Consider the following 17,770-nt stretch of genomic DNA (forward strand, 5'->3'; position numbering starts at 1 on the left):
CCCACACACCGGCAGGACACTTCCGGAGGCCGGCCCGTGCAGCACGTGCCTTACCCGGGATCGGCGGGAGCCAGTAGGCCACCCGGTCACGGTGCGCACCCTGTTTGCGCCCGGGCCAGCTGTCGACCGACTTCGTCCAGGACCTTGCTCCGGTCGGTGGGCCCGTAGACCCAGTACCCCCCGGTCGCCGGCTCGTAGGCCCTCACTTCGCTGTGCGGGCCAGCGCACATCAGGGCTCGGGCGATCTCCGACAGACGCAGGCCGAGGCCGTCGCATTGACGAGCGCGGATGAGCTGGAGCAGGTCCGCGGTCACTGCTTCCCAGTCGCCGATCTCCGGCCAGCGGGCGCCGCCGTCCAGTTCGTGGGTGAGCGTGGACAGCGGAACGATCTCGCCCTTCCGGCGGCCGCGGGTAAGGCAGTCGTGGATGCGTGCGCCGTCGGGTTGCCTCACCTGCGGATGGAGTAAGGACGCTGCGGCCACCAGCGACGTGTTGACCTCCTGCGCGGGGGCCGGGTAGTAGGCCTCGTGCGCGAAGAGCAGGTACACCTCGCGGGTGGGCTCGTGGGCGGCTGGGGTCACGGTCTGCTTCCTTCCAGGTGATCGGTGACAGCGGCGGTACAGGTCGTGCAGCGGCCGTCTCCGTCCGGACGGGCGCGTCGAGGGGTGGGGCCCGGACAGGTGCGACACAGCGGCCAGCCGAGGCAGGCCGGACAGAGGTCCGCGCCGGTGGCGGCCTGGGGGACGCCACAGCCGGCGCATTCGGGGAGGGCGCGGTAGGCCAGGGCCTCGCCAACCGTGCGCGCGGTGACCGGGCAGGCAGCCCGCGGCGGCCGGGCGGACGGGTCGTGGGGGCCGGCCGCGGCGGGTGGCGGGTAGGCCTGGGCGGCTCGCAGGCGGGCGGCGATAATCGCGCCGACCGTGGTCCGCAGCGGGTAGGGCAGGGGCCGGTCGGCGATGACATGGTGCAGGTACTCGCGGCTCCAGCCGGCCTCGAGCATCACGATGACGACGCGGCCTTGATCACTCAGCGCCTGCCCGGTCAGCAGCAGCTCGGGCCGCGCGGCTGCGAGGTCGAGGAGCAGCCGGATCCCCGGGTGCATCTCCTCCGCCGCCGGCGCAGCGGGCCGGTGCAGCGGCGTTGCAGACTGGTGCCTTCGTCCCGGTGTGCGCGCATCGTGGCTGCGGCGGTACGGACGGAAGGGGCTGGTGTTCTGCTTGTTGGTCTTCTTTCTGCTGGTGTTCTGAGGGCCAGGGCCAGCCGACGTAGGCTCAGCCAGCCCTGGATGATCCGACACGGGTTGCGGCCTGGGGTCTTGTCGGGCGGGCAGGTCCGTGATCCAGTACAGCGTCCGGCCGAGCGTGCCGCCCGCGTTCCGCTCGCGAGTGCGCTGGAGGAATCCCGCTCGCTCCAGCTCCCTTAGGCCCGCTCTGACCGCGTCGACGCCTTCGCGGCCATGGCGCACCAGTTCGGCGACGGTGACCTGCCAGCCGTTGCGGTGCGTGCTGACGTACCCGAAGATCCCCTTCGCTTTGAAGGACGACCGCGCATCCCGGAACAGGCCGTTGGCGATCTGGGTGAACTGATCGGCCGCCATCACCCCGCGCCGTATCCCTGCCCTGGCACCCACCTCACGGTCATCTTCGATGGCGAGGGCGGTGGCTGGCGGTGCAGCGCCGTCGAGGGCGGCGGGGCGGTCGGTGATCGTGTAGACGACCGGGCCGAGCGTCCCGTTCGGGCGGCGCAGGCGTTCGCGGAGGAGGTAGCCGTACCGCTCGAGTTCCTTCAGGCCGGCGCGGACCGCTTCTCGTCCGTCGGGGCCGACGGTGGCCAGGTGGGCGAGGGTGATCTGCCAGCCGTCCCGGTGCGTGCTGATACAGCCGAAGATCCCCTTGGCTTTGTAGGACAGGCGTACGTCCCTGAACAGGCTGTTGGCGATCTGGGTGAACCGGTCGGCTGCCATCGCCCCGCGTCGGATTGCTGCCCCGTTGCGGCTCACCGTCGTGGCCTTGCAGCGGGTCGGCCCCGTCGGCGCGCCGGGCCTGCCGCGGTGGGGCGGCCGGTGGTCTTGGGAGCGTGGGCGGGCGTGTGTTCCACGCCGTCAGCTCACCCGGCGGCCTTGACCAGGCTGTCGGCCACGAGCCCCGACCATCGGTCACAGTGCGGCGACAGCAGGCGGTCCAGCTGCCGTGGTCAGGCGGTGGTCGGGCCGACCACGACGCCTGCCCCCTGCTGCGGCGGTTACGCGCGCGACTGCGCAGGCGAGAAGAGGCGTCAGCTCATCGGCCTGCGCACTCGGCGCAGTTCCTTGTGCGGTTGGATGCGCAGGGCGGCTGCGCACGGCCGGCCACCGCGGGGTGAGCGTGCGTCTGCCGCTGGGGAGTGGACAGCTCACTGCGCAGGCTCATTGCGCAAACGGGGCCGGCTTGTGTCTCTCCATCGGGCGCGGTCGGCTGCGTGAGCCGCGCGTGAGTTGCTCGCACACCACGCCCCTGAGATCCGTGTACCGGGCGTGGTCGGGCCGACCATGACGGCGACCACGGCGTTTGTGTCTCCATCGTGACCGTGGTCGGCATCTGGTGGTAGGTGGTCGGGTCGGGGCCCGTGGGTTTTCTCAAGGTCAGCAACATCCGTTCTGACCTGGGAGATTGACCATGTCCCCTGGCATGCGGCCTTCACCGAGTGAGGCTGGTGCTCCGATGGCGGCCGGCGTCCGCCTGGAGTCGATGCGGCGCCGCGTGCGGCTGTCGCGGATAGCGGTCTGGACCGTCATCGCGGCAGGCCCTATCGCGCTGTGCATTGCCGTCACCTCCGCGCCGACCACGGTGAGGGCAACCACCGCCGCCCAGCCCACCACCGTGCACAGCGCAGCAGCCGCCGCCAATCCGGCCGGCTATGCGCAGCTGTTCATCAGCGCATGGTTGCGCAGCAGCAGCGACGAGGCGACGAGTGGGCCGGCGCGGCTTGCGCAGTCGATGGCGCCGGACGTCGACCTGCCTGACACGGACGCGGATGCGCAGGCGGAGCCTTGGGTGGTCACGGTGGTGCGCACGGCGCGGCGCGGGGGCGATGCGTGGTCGGTGGCGGTGGCTGCGCAGGATGCCGGCGGATCGGTGCGGTATTACACCGTGCCGGTGGCCGCCGACAGCCGGGGCGCCTCGTTCACGGTGACGGGTGCGCCCGGTGTGGTCGCAGCCCCGACCCGCGCGAAGGTGCCGAAGTCGCCCTACGGCGTGAGTGTCCCCGACGGTGATCTGTCCGGGGCGGTGAAGGAGTTCCTGGCCGCCTATCTGAGTGGGGCCGGGGAGGTTGACCGCTACCTGGCGCCGGGGCTGGCGCTGGCACCGGTCTCCCCCGCGCCGTATGCGGCGCTGTCGGTGCAGCAGGTGTTAGCCGTCGAGGGGGCCGCGGCCGGCGAGGGCGTGCCGGCAGGCGGCACCACGGTGCATGTGGTGGCCCGGGTGGAAGCCCGCGACGGTGACGGCCGGTGGCCGCTGGCGTATGAGCTCATCCTGAAGGCCCGCTCGGGCCGGTGGGAGGTCGCAGCCGTGGAGGCCGGGGCCGCCGCCCAGGGCGGGGATGTGCGGTGAATTCCGTGCACAGTCTGGTCCTGGCCGGGCAGCTGGACGACCTCGGCAACAGCTGGATCACCATGTTCAAGGACTGGGCGACTAAGGGCCTGCAGGCCGGTCTGGTCTGCCTGGTCGTGGTCATCATGATCCAGAAGTTCAGTCTCAAGGCGGGCATCGGCGCCCTGCTGCTGATGGTGATCGCGCTGGGGCTGTACAACTCGCGCAACGACCTGGCGACCATGTTCGAGGACGAGGTGAAGAACCCGTCCAAGGGTGCCCCCGCGTATCCCGGCATCGTGCAGTCCGACCTCCCCGGCTCTCATGTGGCGAGTGTGGGAGGGGTGCTGTGACCGCGACCGCGGCGCGGGTGGGCCGCTTCTACACCTCCGCCCGCCGTCACCCGTGGGTCCTGGGCAAGGTCGCCGACTGGCACATTCCCCTCGGCCCGTACACGCCTGCGCAGATTACGGTCGCTGTCGGCGGCGGCTTCCTCCTGGTCAAGACCATCAGCTGGTGGTCGTGGCTGGGACCCCTCCCCCTCGTCGGATGGGCTCTGGTCATCTGGGCGGTACGCCGGCCGACGATCCGCGGTCGTGCGCCGATGCAGGCCGCGTTCGGCTGGGCGCTGCTGGCCTGGCAGCCGAAAGGCGGCCGGATCGGCGGGCACGCCGCCCGCGACCCCGCGCCCCGCCCGCTGGTCGGCGGCTTCACCCTCGAAGACGCCCCCGCGGCGCATCCCGCAGCGATGGCGTCCCCGTCCCGTGCAGCTCGCCGGCATGGTCCCCCATCGCCGCGCCCGCAGCCGATCGCCGCCGGCCGCGCGTCGGCGCCGCAGCCGGCTGATCCTGCGCTGCCTGGGGGGCCGGTGTCGGGTGTGCAGCAGCTACTCGCGCTCCTGCAGCAGGACGGGGGTGCGCGGTGAGGGTGCCGATCCGTCACATCGCCGGGCACCTGGTGTGGTCGGCGCAGGGCAGTGTGTGGGCCGTCTACCGGCTGCATCCGGGCCCGGACGCACAGGGGCGGCGTGAGGAGAGTGTTCAGGGCACCTATGTGCCGGCCGCGGTCCGCGACGAACAGCTCGCCAAGATCACCCACTTGGTGCGGTCGCTGTCCGGGGCGCCGCGCTTGTTCGGTCTGTGCGCGCAGGTCGATCCCGGGGAGATCGCCCTGCGCATGATCGAAGGGATCGAGCCGGCCGAGCAGACACCCAACGCCGGCCGGCACCCGTGGGTGGAGAACGTCGAGGCGGGCCTGGATCTGCTGGACGGGCAGGAGATGCACCGCCGCACCCTGTGGCTGGCCGTGCCGGTGCACCGTGAGCAAGCCGGCCTGCAGCTGTCGGCGGCTTTCGGTGCGGCCTGGGCCGAGTTCGCGCCGCTGGTGGGCCTGCGTCCGGCGCCGGTGGCTCGGCGCGAGGTGGCCGCCTGCCGCGAGCAGGCCGCCCGGGTGGAGGCCGCACTCGCCGGCGGGATCGCGTTGCGTCCCGCCCGGCCGGCGGAGATCGTGTGGATGGTCCAGCACGCCCTGCACCGCGGCCGGCCGGCGGAACCGCTGCTGGCCGAGGCCGAGCGCAGCGCCTTGTACGGGGGGCAGATCCGCGCCGGTGTGCTGCGCTCCCCCAGCTACGCCGACCTCGGCCAGGTCCGGCTGCAGGAGGGCGGCATCGGCCCTGATGTCGGCGACGACGAGTTCACGAGCACGGGGCGGATCACGCGGTCGGGGGCCAAGGCCTGGTGGCGGGTGAACAGCGGCTCGCCGCTCGGGCGGCGCTGGCTGCAGGTCGAGTCCGAGACGGGGGTGGGCTACCAGGCGCAGCTGGCGCTGGCCGAGTGCCCGCCCGCGGTCAGCCAGGACGCCGCGGATCTCTTCGCCCAGCTGGAGACCCTCGACTTCCCCGTCGACTACACGGTCGATCTCACGCTGGTGCCGGCGGAGAAGGCACGGGATCAGGTGCGGCGCAAGAAGAACGAGCTCATCGACCAGGCCGACCAGTACGACGCCCGTCCCACCGGCATGCCCGCCTCGCTGACCGAGGCCGCCCGCGACCTGGGCGAGCTGGATGCCCGCCTGTCGCGTACCAGTGTGGAGGTCGAGGTGCAGTCGGTGACGGTGCTGACGGTGTGGGGGCCGACCGCGGCCGCCTGCGATGCCCGGGCCCGCGCCCTTTCGGCGCTGCTCGGCGGCGCCGACTACCGGGCCGTGCGCCCGGCCGGCCTGCAAGAAGCCCTGTTCGCCCTGGGTTTGCCCGGCACGGTGCGGCCGGGCGTGCTGCGGGAGTTCACCCAGCACCAGATCAGCGAGGACTGGGCGCTGTCCGGAGCCTTCACCGCCGCGGAGGTCGGCGATCCGCACGGCATGTTCCTCGGTATCGACCTGGACTGCGGCACCACCCGCCCCGTCATGATCAACGTGGCGGACGCGCCGAAGGTGGACGCCTCGGCCTCGATGGGGATCGTCGGGGATCTCGGCGCGGGCAAGAGCGTGCTGCAGAAGCTGATCGCGGAGGCGGTGTGGGCGCGCGGAGGCTGCGCGATCTGCATCGACCGCACCCCGGTGCGGGAGTGGGCCACCTTCGCCCGCACCGCCGCTGCGGGACGCGTGCAGATCATCGACGCCGCCCGGGCGGAGGTGTCCATCGACCCGCTGCGCCTGTTCGCCAGCCCCGAAGGCCGCCACTACGCCCTGTCCTACCTCACACTGCAGCTCGGGGTGGGCCCGATGAGCACCAACGGTGAGGTGCTGCACCACGCGGTCGAGGAGGCCGCCGCCGGCAGCGCCCCGTCCATGCACCGTGTCCTGGAGGTTCTCCAGGAGATGGCCGCAAGCGGGGTGGGCAAGCGGCAGGATGCGGCCGCCACACTCGCCGGCCTGGTCCGGGTCGTGGCCACCAACACGCTGGCCAGGATGGTGTTCGATCCGACGCTGGCGCCGGTGAGGTTGGACGCCTCCAGCACGTCCGACATGATCGTGATCACCACGACCGGGTTGAAGCTGCCGCCGAAGGCCGCGTTCGACAAACCCGACGTCCTGCAGCAGCAGCCGCTGGAGGCTCTGATCGGCCGCGCGGTGCTGTACCTGATCGCCGCGATCGCCCGGCAGACCGCGTTCGAAGACCCCGAACGGTTCACCGCGGTCGTCGCGGACGAGCTGTACTGGCTCACCTCGTCCGCCGAGGGCACGGCCCTGGTCCACGAGATCCTTCACGACGGCCGCAAGCACGGCGCCGGGCTGATCGCCGGCTCCCATGACGCCGAGGAACTCGGGCCCGACCGCGGGCTGATGGCCTACCGGGCGCTCGCCCGCACCACCGACCGTGAACGCGCCCGCCGCGGGCTGGAGTTCATCGGCCTCGACGCGCACGACAGCGAGCTGCTGCGGCTGGTGACCACGGGCCTGTCCCCGGTGGGACAGCGCGGCCGCGAGGGGGAGGTGCTGCTCACCTGCCCGCGGCAGAACACCGGCCGCGTCAAGGTCGTCATCCCGCGCATCGAGCGGATCTCCTCGTCCATCACCACCACTCCGGGAGGCCGCACCACCCCGCCCGTCTCCGCCCCGCTCACCCCTGCGGCAACGGGCCAGACGAAGGACCTGCGATGACCTCTTGCGCACCGAGCCGCTCACGCCGCCGCATCGCGGCCGCGAGCGCCTGTGCGGCGATCGCCCTCACCATGGGCGCGCTCGCCGTTTCGCTCAACGCCAGCCTGCTTCAGACCTGGTGGCCGCGCACCGGGCAGGCCTTCACCACCGGTGCGTCCCGCCAGGGCGGCCAGGCGTGCGCCTGGATCGCCGGCCCGGCCAAGACCTACTGCGAGCACGAGCACCGCCGCACGCGCACCACCCCCGTCTGCGGCGGTGGTGAGGCTGTCGCATGGATGCTGGTGCCGGCCGCCGTGGTGGGCGCGCTCGTGATCGGGCGGCACCGCGCGCCTAGGGCAGAGGGGCGGCGCTGAGATGTTCCGTCCCGACCGCGCAACGCTTCGCTCGGCCGGCTTCGTGGTGCTGCTCACCGGCGTGTTCGTCGTGGTGAACGCCCATGTCGTGTATGCGGCCGGCAGCAACGGTGAGAGCGGGGATCTGCTGGCGCCGCTGAACATCACCTCCTCCGAGGGGGTGCCGATCGACGGCTACGAGCTGAACGCTTCCGGTGGCTCCCTCGTCGCCTTCAAGACGCAGGCCCTGGCGTTCGCCCTGTCCGGGCTGTTCACGCTGATCCGGCTGCTGGTCGGATTGGCGGGGTGGGCGATCGAGCTCGCCTTCAGCTTTCCGCTGCTGAAGGTCCTCACCCGCCCGGCGCAGCGCGTCGCCGACACCTACAACAGCGTCGTCGTCGACACCCTCGGGCTGAAGGGCCTGCTGCTGGCGTGGGCGTTCGTCTTCGCTGGTTTCATGATCGTGCGCGGTCGCGTCGGCCGCGGCCTGGGCGAGGTCTTTTTGACCCTGCTCATCGCGGCGTTCGCCGCGTCCACCTTCGTCCGCCCCGACTACCTGCTCGCGGCCAACGGCCCGCTGGGCCAGGGCCAGCAGGTCGCCGCCGACGTGGCCCAGCAGTCCGTCAACTCCTACAACTGGGGCGGGAAGATCGCCAGCAGGGGACCGTGCGACGGCCTGTCGGGCAACGCCGAACTCAAGTGCCTCAAGCGGTTAGGCGAGGGCCCGGTCTCCGCACGCGAGGTGGCCCGCCCGATCCAGGACTCCATCAGCAACGCGCTCATCGTCAAGCCGTACATGCTGCTGCAGTACGGGCGCATCCTGGACCCGGCCAAGCCCGCCGACCGCAAGGCCTACGCCGTCCACCTCAAATGGGTCACCGGCGGATACAAGGCCTTCGACGGCGACACCAGCACCTGCGACGAGCTCACCGGAGGGACGAAGGCCGCCTGCGAACAGCGGAAGAAGAAAAAGGACGCCTGCAGTCTGATCAAAGGCGAGGCGAGGAAGTACTGCGAACGCGGTACCGGCCATGTGCCCGCCGACCGTGACGAGCTGCCGTCCCTGACGCCGGGCGGCCAGCTGCTGGACGCCTCCACGGCGATCGTCACGGACGAGGACCGGGAGTTCTACGCCTTCTTGCAGGACATGAAGCGGGCCGGGCCGGTCGGCAAGGCCTGCGCCGCCTATGCCGAAAAGCCCACCTGGTGGCGGCTCGGCGGGACGGCGCTGCTCCTCCTGGCGGCCTTGTTCGTCTGCGGGATGCTGCTGTCCAGCGCCGTCGTGCTGCTGGGCACCCAGTTCGTGTGCACTGCGGCCGCGGCCGCCGGCGGCGTGACGTTCATCGCCGGCATGCTGCCCGGCCCGGCCCGGCAATCGGTATGGAAGTGGCTGTCCTTGTGGGGGATCGCCCTGCTGTCCCTGGTCGGGGTCTGCGCCTTCGTGCCGTTCTTCGGTATCGCCGTGGACGCCACCCTCACCGATGGCCCCGACTTGATGATCGAGCGGATCCTGCTCATCGACGTCCTGGCCATCGCGGGCGCGGCCGGGCACCGCAAGCTGTTGACCTCGATCACCTCCTTCGGGCGGCGCATGGCCATGCGGATGCGCTATGCCAAGGTCGGCGGCACCCACCTGCCCGGTGACAGCTCCGAGCTCGGCGCCGCCCTGGCCATGAACTCCCCCGCCGCCGTGGGCGGATTCGGTGGCGGGCTGCGTGCCTTCTCCGGCGGCGGCCGGTTCGGGATGCTCGGCACCCGGCAGAAGCTCATGGGGGCGCTCACCTCGCTGGTCGACGGTGCGGGCATGCCCATCGACACCTCCGGCGTGCTGGCGGACGCCACGGCGGAAGCCGGACGTGGTCTGGCCCCGCTCACCGCGGCGACCGCGGTGGGCTCGGCGGGGGCCCGGCTGGGCGTGAAGGGCGCGCACTGGCTGCTGATCGGGCGCCGCCCGGATGATGACAAGCTGGCCACGTGGCGCAAGCCCACCGCCGACAGCGACCCCCGCGACGGCCGGCCGGCAGACGGCGGACCGGAGCAGGACGGGCCGGGAGGTTCAAACGGTGGCGGGCCGCGCAGGGTCCGAGGACCGCAGGACCGCTACCGCACCGACGACGGCCGGATCGTCGACCGCCACACGGGCCAGGTGCTGCACGACCAGAACACCGACCGCACCCTGCTGTCCACGCGTGCCCACAACCGGCTGGTCCGCCTGCGCAGCTATCGCATCCTTCGCCGCGGCGCCCGCACCGCCTACGGGACCACCGTGGGTCTGCCGGCGGGCGTGCGCCGGGCGCGCGAGGGCGGATCCCGCTACGTCCAGGACGCCCGCCAGCAGGTGCGGGTGTGGGGCAACAGCATCCGCGAGGACGGCCAGGCCTGGGCGGACATCGCACGGCACGCCTCCCGTGCGCTGAACGAAGCACGCACCGACGACCGCGGCGGACCCGGCCCCTTCACCCGCCGCCTACACCCCCGCACGCCACCGGCTGCAGACATCCACGCCGCCCCTGAGCGGTCCGCCGCTCCTTCGGGCCCCGCCCCGGCCGAGGCGACCGCATCCGAGGCACACCCACCCGCCGCGGCCGCCGCACCATCCGGCAGTCGGCACACCGCGCCGTCCACCGAGGAGGAGGCGGCGCGCTGGCCGCTGCCCGGGCACCGCAGCGCGCGACTGCCGGGCGGCCGAAGGGCCCGCGCAACGGCACGCGAGGAAGCGCGCGAGCGGATGCAGGAGCTGATGCGCCGCACGTCGCCCGAGGCCGAGCGGCTGCGCCAGCAGCGGGCACGCCGTGACGAGGACGGGGGCGTCGAGTGAGGCCGGCCCGGCGCCGCATCGCACGCTTAGGGGGCCTCGCTGTGCTGCTGCTGTTCGCCGCGGTGTGCTGCGCTGCCCCCCTCTCCAACGCGATCAGCGCCTATGTCGCCCTGACCACCGGCGCCCAGGCCGAGGACGGGCAGATCGCCGAGGGCGGCACGGCCGCGGACATCCCGCCGCGCATGCTCAGCGCCTACAAGAAGGCGGCCCGGCTGGTCGGAACCTCTGCGCCCATGTGCCGGGGCATGCGCTGGCCGATCCTGGCCGGCATCGCCAAGGTCGAGTCCAACCACGCCACCGGCCGGAACATCACCGTCGGCGGGGACATCCGCCCCAAGATCTACGGGGTGCTCCTGAACGGCTTGGGCACAGGCGGCAACACCACCGCCCTGCCGGACACCGACGGCGGCAAGTGGGACGGCACCGCGTCCGGGGAGCGTGCCGTCGGCCCGTTCCAGTTCCTGCCCTCCACCTGGGAGTCGATCGGCAAGGACGCGAACGCAGACAAGAAGGCCGACCCGCACAACGCCGACGACGCTGCCCTGGGCGCGGCCCTCTACCTGTGTGGCAACGGCCGCGACCTCAACCAGCGCGCGCAGCTGAAGGCCGCCATCTTCCAGTACAACCACTCCGGCCAGTACGTGGCCGACGTGACGGGCTGGATCGACCAGTACACGGCGGCCGCGCAAGACCCCGATCTGACGGACCTGTCCGGCACGGCCCGCACCGTCGTCGAGGCAGCGCTCGCGCAGCGGGGTGTCCCCTACTCGTGGGGCGGCGGCAGCGCGAGCGGCCCCTCCTACGGGATCTGCTGCTCCCCCAGCGGCAAGAGCGGCGCCGGTGTCAAAGGCTTCGACTGCTCGGGTCTGACCCAGTACGCCTACGCCAGGGCCCGCATCCGGTTGCCGCGGACAGCGGCCGCGCAGGCCGGCGTCGGCCGGCGGATCCCCGCGCGCCTCGGGATTAGCGCCCTCAAGGCCGGCGACCTCGTCTTCTACGCCTACGCCCCCGGCCGCGACGCCACGATCTACCACGTCGGGATCTATGTCGGGGGCGGACAGATGATCAACGCTGCGCGTCCGGGGACCGTTGTACGCCTCGACGCGGTGGGGGCGATGTCCGGCTACGCGGGAGGAGCCCGGCTGCCATGACCCCCTCATCGCCCCGCCCACCGCGGCTGTCACTGCGGCTGATCACCGCCGTCCTCCTGACCGTGGCCGGGATCTGGCTGCTCACCCTGCCGGCCCCCTTGAGGGCCTCCCCCTCTTCGACACCACCACCCACTCCGGCCGTCTCCGCGGGCCTGCCCTCCTTCCCCGCACGCGCTGGGCCCGACGCCCCGGCCGCCGGCCCCACATCAGTAGAGCGCAGCGCGGCCGCGAGCAGCAGTGCTCCGGCACCGCACGTCTCCCCACGCACCCCGTCGGCCCCCCTCGTGCGGCTGCCGCCGCATGGGGAGGGGCCGGCCGGTGACCGGGCGATCCAGCGGGTGCTGGAGGCGGCGTGGCCGGCCGACCTCACGGTCGGCGACGAGCGGCAGTTGCTGGCGGCCGGGCGTGACCTGCTGCGCGCGGATGCCACGGGGATCGGCCGTGCACGGTGGCCGGCTGTCTTCGGCCCCCGTGGCCGCGCTGTCGCACCGGCGTTCGCTGCCGTCGGCTTCCGTGTGCAGGCAGCCGTCGCCCGCCGTGACGGCGCCCCTGGCCGGGCCGTCGTGCACCTGGTGTGGGCGGGCACCGACCGAGGCGGCACCTTCACCGACGGCCGCGTCACCGACCTGCACTTCACCCGCACCACGACGAAGGGAGTACCCACGTGGACTGCCAAGCCCTCTGTCTGACCGGCCATGCCAACCCGTCGGCGGCCGGCTCGCTCTTCGGCCTGTCCACCCACCTGGTGCACACCGCCGGCTGGGTGATCGCCTACTGGTACGTGCCCGCCGCGATCACCGTCCTGGTGTGGGCGGCTGGCGAGTGGGTGGTGCGGCGTCTGGCGGTCAAGGCATCGGCCGAACGGATGGCGCTGGAGCTCGTCCCGTCACGGCACTTCGACCCCCAACTGGAGGAGATCTTCCGCCGTGGCGTCCAGCTCGCCCGCGCATCGACGAGCATGCCGTGGTGGGCGCCGCGCCGCACCAAGGCGGTGCAGATCCGGTTGCGTGCGGACGGCATCACGCCGCTGCGCTACCGGATCGAGGGCCCCGCCGGCGGCGAACGCCTGCTGTCGATCACCCCTTTCGGGCCGGCCGTCACGGTCACCCGGGCTCGTCCCCTCATCGACAAGCCGCGTCGGCATGTGGTGCGGGCGGAGTTCATCCTGCGGGGCAAACCCACGGCTCCGCTGCGTGAAGTTCCCCTGGAACCCGACCCGTTGCAGCCGCTCATCGACGCCGTTTGCGACCTGCGCGCCGAGCTGGGTGACCTGGCCGAGATCCGGCTGGACATTCAGCGCGCACCCAAGTGGGCCCTGCGGGCACGGCGAGTGCAGCTGTTGAACACTGCGCGCCTAGCGGAGCGGCGCGAAGCACAGCGTGCCGTGCGCTGGCTGCGCCAGGACGCAGGGGGTGTCGAGGACTCCCTGGCCTGGCAGCTGCAGCAGCTGCTGAGCGGCAGGCCCGCACCCGCAGCCGGTCGACGGCTGGTGATGCCGCCGGTGCCGCGCCGCATCGAGCCGGCCGAGGCGCTGGGCAAGCTCACCGACGACGACCACCTCGCCCGGGTGCAACTGCTGGTGATGTGCGCCTCCAACACCCAAGGTCGCGCCGAGGCCAGGCTCGCCCAACTGCAGGCAGGGCTGGACGTGTTCGGTGGCCGCTCCCGCTGGGCGATGCGCGGCTGGCGGCTGGGGCCGTGGCGCCTGGGGGCCGACCACTGGCCCACCCGGCGCGGCTTCGAGCGTCGCTGGCGGCTGGGGCACTGCCAGCCGCCGCGCGCGAACTGGGTCCGGTTGGAGGAGCTGACCGGGCTGCTCAAGCCCCCCACCAGGCACTGCCGTCTGCCGCTGGCCGCAGCTGATCTGCCGACCTTCGAGTGCAGCAACCCCGCGCTGCTGCTGCAGGGGATCCACCGCAGCCCCGACGGCCGCAGCCGCCTGGTCGCCACCTACGCACACGAGACGCTGTTCGAAGTCGGGGTGGGCAGAGCGGGCGGCGGCAAGACCGAACGTGCGCTGGCGCAGGCGATCGGCTGGGCGCACGCCGGCGGCGGCCTGCTGTTCCTCGACCCGCACCGCGACTCCTGGCCGCGTGCCCTGCCGTTCCTGGCGCACGAGGACCTCATGCGGCGGATCGCGCTGATCGACCTCAACGGCCTCGGCCCGCACCCGCGGATCAGTTCCTGGAATCCGCTGGGCATGCACCAGGGCCAACGGGCGCACGAGGTCGTCGAGGCCGTCACCGACGCCTACGCCTCCGCGCTGGGCTGGGACGACGCGAACGCACCACGGGCCATCACTCTTCTGACCGCCGCTCTGGCCGTCCTCCTCGCCATCAACGAGCAGGCCTGCGCCGCGGGCCGGCCCGAGGACCAGGCCACCCTCTTCCACGTGCGGGCGGTGCTCAGTGATGCCGTCTTCCGCCGCACCGCGCTCGCCGCCATCGGCCAGCATCTGGACGAGGAGATGCGCTCCTGGTGGCAGGTCGTCTTCCCCACCCTGACACCCGATGCGTTCGCCGTCGTCCTCAACCCCCTGGCCCGGCTCGCCGCCAACCCCGTGACCCGCGCGTTCCTCGGCCAGGGCGCCGGCATCTACAACATCCGCGCCGCCATGGACCAGCGGATGATCGTGTGGGTGTGCCCGGGCGCAGGCGGGCCCACCGACCGGCTGCTGACCGCCCTGCTCGCCCGTGACCTGCTGCGGGCGGTGCGCTCGCGCCGTGACACTCCCGAAGCCCGACGGGTGCCGTTCCGCCCGTACTTCGACGAGCTGATCACCCTGACCGGCGCGGCACCGGAGACCATCGCCGCCATGTTCGAGGACTTCCGCAAATACCGGTGCCAGGTCCACGGCATGACACAGCTCCTGGCCCGCCTGCCCCTCCCGGTGCGGCTGTCCCTGGTGCAGAACGCCTCCACGCTGGCCACCACCGCCGGGTCGAAGTCCGCGATCGCGCCGATCACCGCCGAATGGGGCGATGACCCCAGCCCCGACCGCGTCGCCACCCTGGACCGCTTCGAGCACTACGTGTCCCTGACCGTCCACGGCCGCCGCATCGGCCCCGTTCAGCTGCGCGGTTGCCACCTCGAAGAGGTCTTCGCCGCCCATGCCCGTCCCCGGCAGGTCCCCGAACTGCAACGCCGCGCAGACGCCAACGCCGGAGCCCTCCCGCTGGGCCGGCTCCACGAGCGCGCCACCCACCAGCTCGGCCGGGTCACGGCCTTCCTCGCCGAGCACGCCCGCTCCCATGCCGCCTCCGCCGGGCCAGGAAAGGAATACGAATGAGCCACGACCCGCGCCCCGAAGACCGGCATCCGCGTGCAGGCTTCGTGGCCAGCCTCATCGAACCACTGGCCCACGAGCTTCTTCTCGCGCTGGCCCAGCACCACCTGGCCTGCACCCAGCAACTGCAGCTTGTGCTGGGGCCCGACCGAACCCGCGAGGCGGTCGCCGACCGGTTGGACAAGCTGCGCCGCGAGCAGCTGGTCGACTGCGTCGTGCGCGCCCCCTCCCGCCGCACCGACGTGTGGTTCCTGACGTCGAAGGGGGCGCGCATCACCCAGGGCTGGCCCGCGCTGCGCGGCCGCCCGCCGTACCCGATCACCTCGGCCACCACCGCCCGCCGGAAGGCTCCGCACAGCCTCACCGTGCTCCGCGCCTACCTTGCTTTCACGGCCGACGCACGCCGCCGCGGTAACGCACATGCTCACTTCGGCTGGACGCCCCAGGTGCCCCACGCGATCGGCGACCGGGGCAAGCTCGTCGCCGACGCGGTCCTGCATGCCACGCCGGCCGACGTCCAACGGCAGTGCACCTTGCGGGCGTTCGTCGAGGTCGACCGATCCCCCGGGGGCGGCGAGCGGCTGGCGGCCAAGATGATTGCCTACGCCCGGCTGTGGGCGTACCAACCGCCCGCAGGTGGGCAGCGCCGGCAGGTCGCCGGACCGCTCTGGCGGCGGTGGTACCCCGTCTTCCCCCGCCTGCTGCTCATCCTGACCGGAGCTCCCCAGCAGACCCTGCGCAGTCGGATCGGTGAGCTGCAGGACATGGCCGTCCATCATCCGCTCGTCGCCGCCCTAGCAGGTGAAGTCCCCCTCGGTGCCGTCACCTTGGACGACCTCGAAGCACACGGCGCCACCTCCCCTGTGTGGGTGCCGCTCGTCGGCACGCAGCCGTGCTCGTGGACCGAGCTGTGAACCCACCGCCCGGCAACGCGCGCAGCACCGGCGAACCCCGCTCCCCCTTCAGACGGGAGGAGCGTCCTGCCCCGGCGGCTTCCCGGCGTCGCCGCAGGAGGTGGCCGCGCAGCGCTGCGTCAGGTCAGCCGACGCCAAGGCACCCTGCTGGCCCGGTGAATCCGCGCGCTGCGCGAAAGCGGCATGCCGGGGTGTGACGGCGGTCTGCCGCTGCCCGCGCAGAACTCCCCAAAACCCCTTGATATTTGCGAACGCTAATATCTAGTGTTGGTCTCGTAGCCGCTGAATTACTTCAAGTGTGCCCAGAATCAGGAACGAATGGAGTGACACATGCAGCATCTCCCCGAAGAAGTTCGCTTACCGCAAGAGTTAACGGATGCCCTGTGGCCGGCTGCGACCCACAAGGTCGCCGCCATCGGAGACGCCTGGGTCGCCACCACCGTAGGCGACTTCGTCATCGACGACTTCCACCTCGTACGCCGCCAGTTCCCCGGTCGCCACGTCACCCTGGACGGCGACGTCATCACCGTCTGGCCGCGCACCCCAGCCCTGCGATGACCGCCCGAACCGGCCCCCGCCGAGCCCCGGCCCATCCCCGCGATGCGGACACCGCGCTGCCGCACCCTCACCGGGCGCCGGCCTCGCGCCCGACTGCTGCCGCCACTGCGCTCCACGGCTTGTCCTGCTCGCCGCTGGGGCCGACCCTGCGCAGAAAGGAATCGCGATGACCGCCCGCCCCCATGCCGTGCCCGCCCTGCGGCTGACCGCGGCCGCCCTTGCGGCAGGACTGGCTGTGGCGACAGCCGTTGGCTGTGCCCCCGACACCACCCCCACCGCCACGGCTCACGCCACGTCGCCGTCCGCCTCACCGACTGCCTCCACCTCACCGGCCCCCGGCGGCCGACCCGCAAAGCCCCTAGCCGTCCTCACCGGCCAGCACCACCTCACCCTGACCCTCCTGTCCGCCCGCCGCTTACCTCACGGCGCCGTCACCGTCCGAGGCCTGTTGAAGAACACCGGCAAGGACCTGGTGGTCGTCCCGGCCGAACTACGCGGCAACGAAACCGCCGTGCTGAAGAACGGCCCCTCCCTGGCAGGTGCCACCCTGGTGGACTTCACCGGCGGCAAGCGCTACTACGTCCTGCGCGACACCGACGCCCGGCCCCTGACCACCACCGGCCTCTCCCAGCTGCAGGGCGGCGAAAGCGTTCCCATCTTCGCCCAGTTCCCCGCGCCACCGGCCGGCACCAGCCGCGTCGACTTCGAACTGCCCCTGTTCGACTCCGCAACCATCACCCTGTCGAAGTGAGAGGCGGCATGCCCACCGTTTCCCGGCCCCGCACGGCCTGGCTCCTGCTGTCGCTGCCCCTCCTCCTACAGCTGCCCACCGCGAGCACCGTTCGCCCCCACGCCGCCTCCGGGTGCGGGTGCCCACTCCGCCCTGCCAGCGGCGTCGCGGCCTTCGCTGCCGAGGGCACCGACAGCCTCGCCCTGCGCCCCGGAGCCCACCTCGCCGCCCCGAAAGTCCACCCGCTCCTGGCCCCCACCCCCGCCCTGCAGCAAGCCGTGCAAGGCCTCCCCTCTCACGCACGCCACTCCCCGTCCTCGCGGCCCTCCGCCGGCCGGCCCACCCATGCGCCTGCCACCGGCACCGAACACGGTCATCCCTCGCCCGGCAACAGCACACCATCCGCGCAGCCCACCACCAGCGCCTTCACCCCACCCTCCGCCACCGCTGCCGCCTCACCCGCAGCCGACCCCGGCCCGACAAAAGACCACAGGCCGACCGCGCAGCCCCCGGCGAACAGCCCCTGGGCTTTCCGGTTCGCCGGCGCCCTCGCGCTGGTGGCCGCCTTGTTCACTGGCGTCCTCGCCCTGCGCCGCCGACAGCGCACCCGACAGCACGAGACCACCGGCCCCGAAGCCACAACAACGACAGGCCCGTTGAGCGGCTCCCGACGCGACGGCCTCCAGCGCCTCGATGAAGCCCTGCGGACCATGGCCCCTGTTGGGCGACGCTGAAATTGCCGACGGATGCGGCGTTGAAGATGCCGATGAGTGAGGACGCGGACGCCCCGCTGAGGTGGTCCCAGCGGGGCG

At 72.4% G+C, this 17,770-nt stretch carries 14 protein-coding genes; 12 read left to right on the forward strand and 2 right to left on the reverse strand.

The annotated features are described in order from the left end of the window. Positions 1-86: 86 nt before the first annotated feature. On the reverse strand, positions 87-581 hold the full coding sequence (locus ACF08B_RS39430) for a hypothetical protein (protein WP_392321859.1): 495 nt from the start codon (positions 579-581) through the stop codon (positions 87-89). Next, positions 578-1,963, reverse strand: coding sequence for a hypothetical protein (locus ACF08B_RS39435; protein ID WP_392321860.1), 1,386 nt, complete (start codon positions 1,961-1,963; stop codon positions 578-580). The genes ACF08B_RS39430 and ACF08B_RS39435 overlap by 4 nt, the downstream gene beginning before the upstream one ends. A gap of 736 nt (positions 1,964-2,699) precedes the next feature. Here ACF08B_RS39435 and ACF08B_RS39440 point away from each other — a divergent pair. The 12 genes from ACF08B_RS39440 (at position 2,700) to ACF08B_RS39495 (ending at position 16,979) form a co-directional block, all read left to right on the forward strand. Beyond that, positions 2,700-3,590: a conjugal transfer protein gene (locus tag ACF08B_RS39440; RefSeq protein WP_392321861.1), complete on the forward strand. Its 891-nt coding sequence runs from the start codon at positions 2,700-2,702 to the stop codon at positions 3,588-3,590. Next, positions 3,587-3,922: a hypothetical protein gene (locus ACF08B_RS39445; RefSeq protein ID WP_392321862.1), complete on the forward strand. Its 336-nt coding sequence runs from the start codon at positions 3,587-3,589 to the stop codon at positions 3,920-3,922. The genes ACF08B_RS39440 and ACF08B_RS39445 overlap by 4 nt, the downstream gene beginning before the upstream one ends. Further along, positions 3,919-4,494: a hypothetical protein gene (locus ACF08B_RS39450; protein WP_392321863.1), complete on the forward strand. Its 576-nt coding sequence runs from the start codon at positions 3,919-3,921 to the stop codon at positions 4,492-4,494. Before ACF08B_RS39445 ends, ACF08B_RS39450 begins: the two co-directional genes overlap by 4 nt. Beyond that, positions 4,491-7,169: an ATP-binding protein gene (locus ACF08B_RS39455; RefSeq protein WP_392321864.1), complete on the forward strand. Its 2,679-nt coding sequence runs from the start codon at positions 4,491-4,493 to the stop codon at positions 7,167-7,169. Before ACF08B_RS39450 ends, ACF08B_RS39455 begins: the two co-directional genes overlap by 4 nt. Further along, complete coding sequence (locus ACF08B_RS39460) at positions 7,166-7,522, forward strand: hypothetical protein (RefSeq protein WP_392321865.1); 357 nt, start codon at positions 7,166-7,168, stop codon at positions 7,520-7,522. The genes ACF08B_RS39455 and ACF08B_RS39460 overlap by 4 nt, the downstream gene beginning before the upstream one ends. A gap of 1 nt (position 7,523) precedes the next feature. Then, positions 7,524-10,319, forward strand: coding sequence for a hypothetical protein (locus ACF08B_RS39465; RefSeq protein WP_392321866.1), 2,796 nt, complete (start codon positions 7,524-7,526; stop codon positions 10,317-10,319). A 41-nt stretch (positions 10,320-10,360) separates the two neighbouring features. Beyond that, the gene (locus ACF08B_RS39470; RefSeq protein WP_392321867.1) at positions 10,361-11,470 is read left to right on the forward strand and encodes a C40 family peptidase; all 1,110 of its coding nucleotides are present in this window, start codon (positions 10,361-10,363) and stop codon (positions 11,468-11,470) included. Beyond that, positions 11,467-12,159 carry a hypothetical protein gene (locus ACF08B_RS39475; protein WP_392321868.1) on the forward strand — a complete coding sequence of 231 codons (693 nt, stop codon included), beginning with the start codon at positions 11,467-11,469 and terminating at the stop codon, positions 12,157-12,159. The genes ACF08B_RS39470 and ACF08B_RS39475 overlap by 4 nt, the downstream gene beginning before the upstream one ends. Then, positions 12,135-14,759 carry an ATP/GTP-binding protein gene (locus ACF08B_RS39480; protein WP_392321869.1) on the forward strand — a complete coding sequence of 875 codons (2,625 nt, stop codon included), beginning with the start codon at positions 12,135-12,137 and terminating at the stop codon, positions 14,757-14,759. Before ACF08B_RS39475 ends, ACF08B_RS39480 begins: the two co-directional genes overlap by 25 nt. Next, the gene (locus ACF08B_RS39485) at positions 14,756-15,670 is read left to right on the forward strand and encodes a replication-relaxation family protein (RefSeq protein ID WP_392321870.1); all 915 of its coding nucleotides are present in this window, start codon (positions 14,756-14,758) and stop codon (positions 15,668-15,670) included. The genes ACF08B_RS39480 and ACF08B_RS39485 overlap by 4 nt, the downstream gene beginning before the upstream one ends. 330 nt (positions 15,671-16,000) lie before the next feature. Then, a complete protein-coding gene (locus ACF08B_RS39490; protein ID WP_392321871.1) occupies positions 16,001-16,228 on the forward strand; it encodes a hypothetical protein in 228 nt (75 codons plus the stop codon). Positions 16,229-16,394: 166 nt separating this feature from the next. Continuing rightward, positions 16,395-16,979 carry a hypothetical protein gene (locus ACF08B_RS39495; protein ID WP_392321872.1) on the forward strand — a complete coding sequence of 195 codons (585 nt, stop codon included), beginning with the start codon at positions 16,395-16,397 and terminating at the stop codon, positions 16,977-16,979. Positions 16,980-17,770: the final 791 nt, after the last annotated feature.

The sequence above is a fragment of the Streptomyces sp. NPDC015139 genome (genome assembly GCF_043079785.1).
In the GTDB taxonomy this organism is placed as follows: Bacteria; Actinomycetota; Actinomycetes; order Streptomycetales; family Streptomycetaceae; genus Streptomyces; species Streptomyces albidocamelliae.

Coding starts and splice junctions, on each gene's coding strand:
- ACF08B_RS39435 (WP_392321860.1), bottom strand. CDS start 1,963: ATGGCAGCCGACCGGTTCACCCAGATCGCCAACAGCCTGTTCAGGGAC.
- ACF08B_RS39440 (WP_392321861.1), top strand. CDS start 2,700: ATGGCGGCCGGCGTCCGCCTGGAGTCGATGCGGCGCCGCGTGCGGCTG.
- ACF08B_RS39460 (WP_392321865.1), top strand. CDS start 7,166: ATGACCTCTTGCGCACCGAGCCGCTCACGCCGCCGCATCGCGGCCGCG.
- ACF08B_RS39465 (WP_392321866.1), top strand. CDS start 7,524: ATGTTCCGTCCCGACCGCGCAACGCTTCGCTCGGCCGGCTTCGTGGTG.
- ACF08B_RS39475 (WP_392321868.1), top strand. CDS start 11,467: ATGACCCCCTCATCGCCCCGCCCACCGCGGCTGTCACTGCGGCTGATC.
- ACF08B_RS39485 (WP_392321870.1), top strand. CDS start 14,756: ATGAGCCACGACCCGCGCCCCGAAGACCGGCATCCGCGTGCAGGCTTC.
- ACF08B_RS39490 (WP_392321871.1), top strand. CDS start 16,001: ATGCAGCATCTCCCCGAAGAAGTTCGCTTACCGCAAGAGTTAACGGAT.
- ACF08B_RS39495 (WP_392321872.1), top strand. CDS start 16,395: ATGACCGCCCGCCCCCATGCCGTGCCCGCCCTGCGGCTGACCGCGGCC.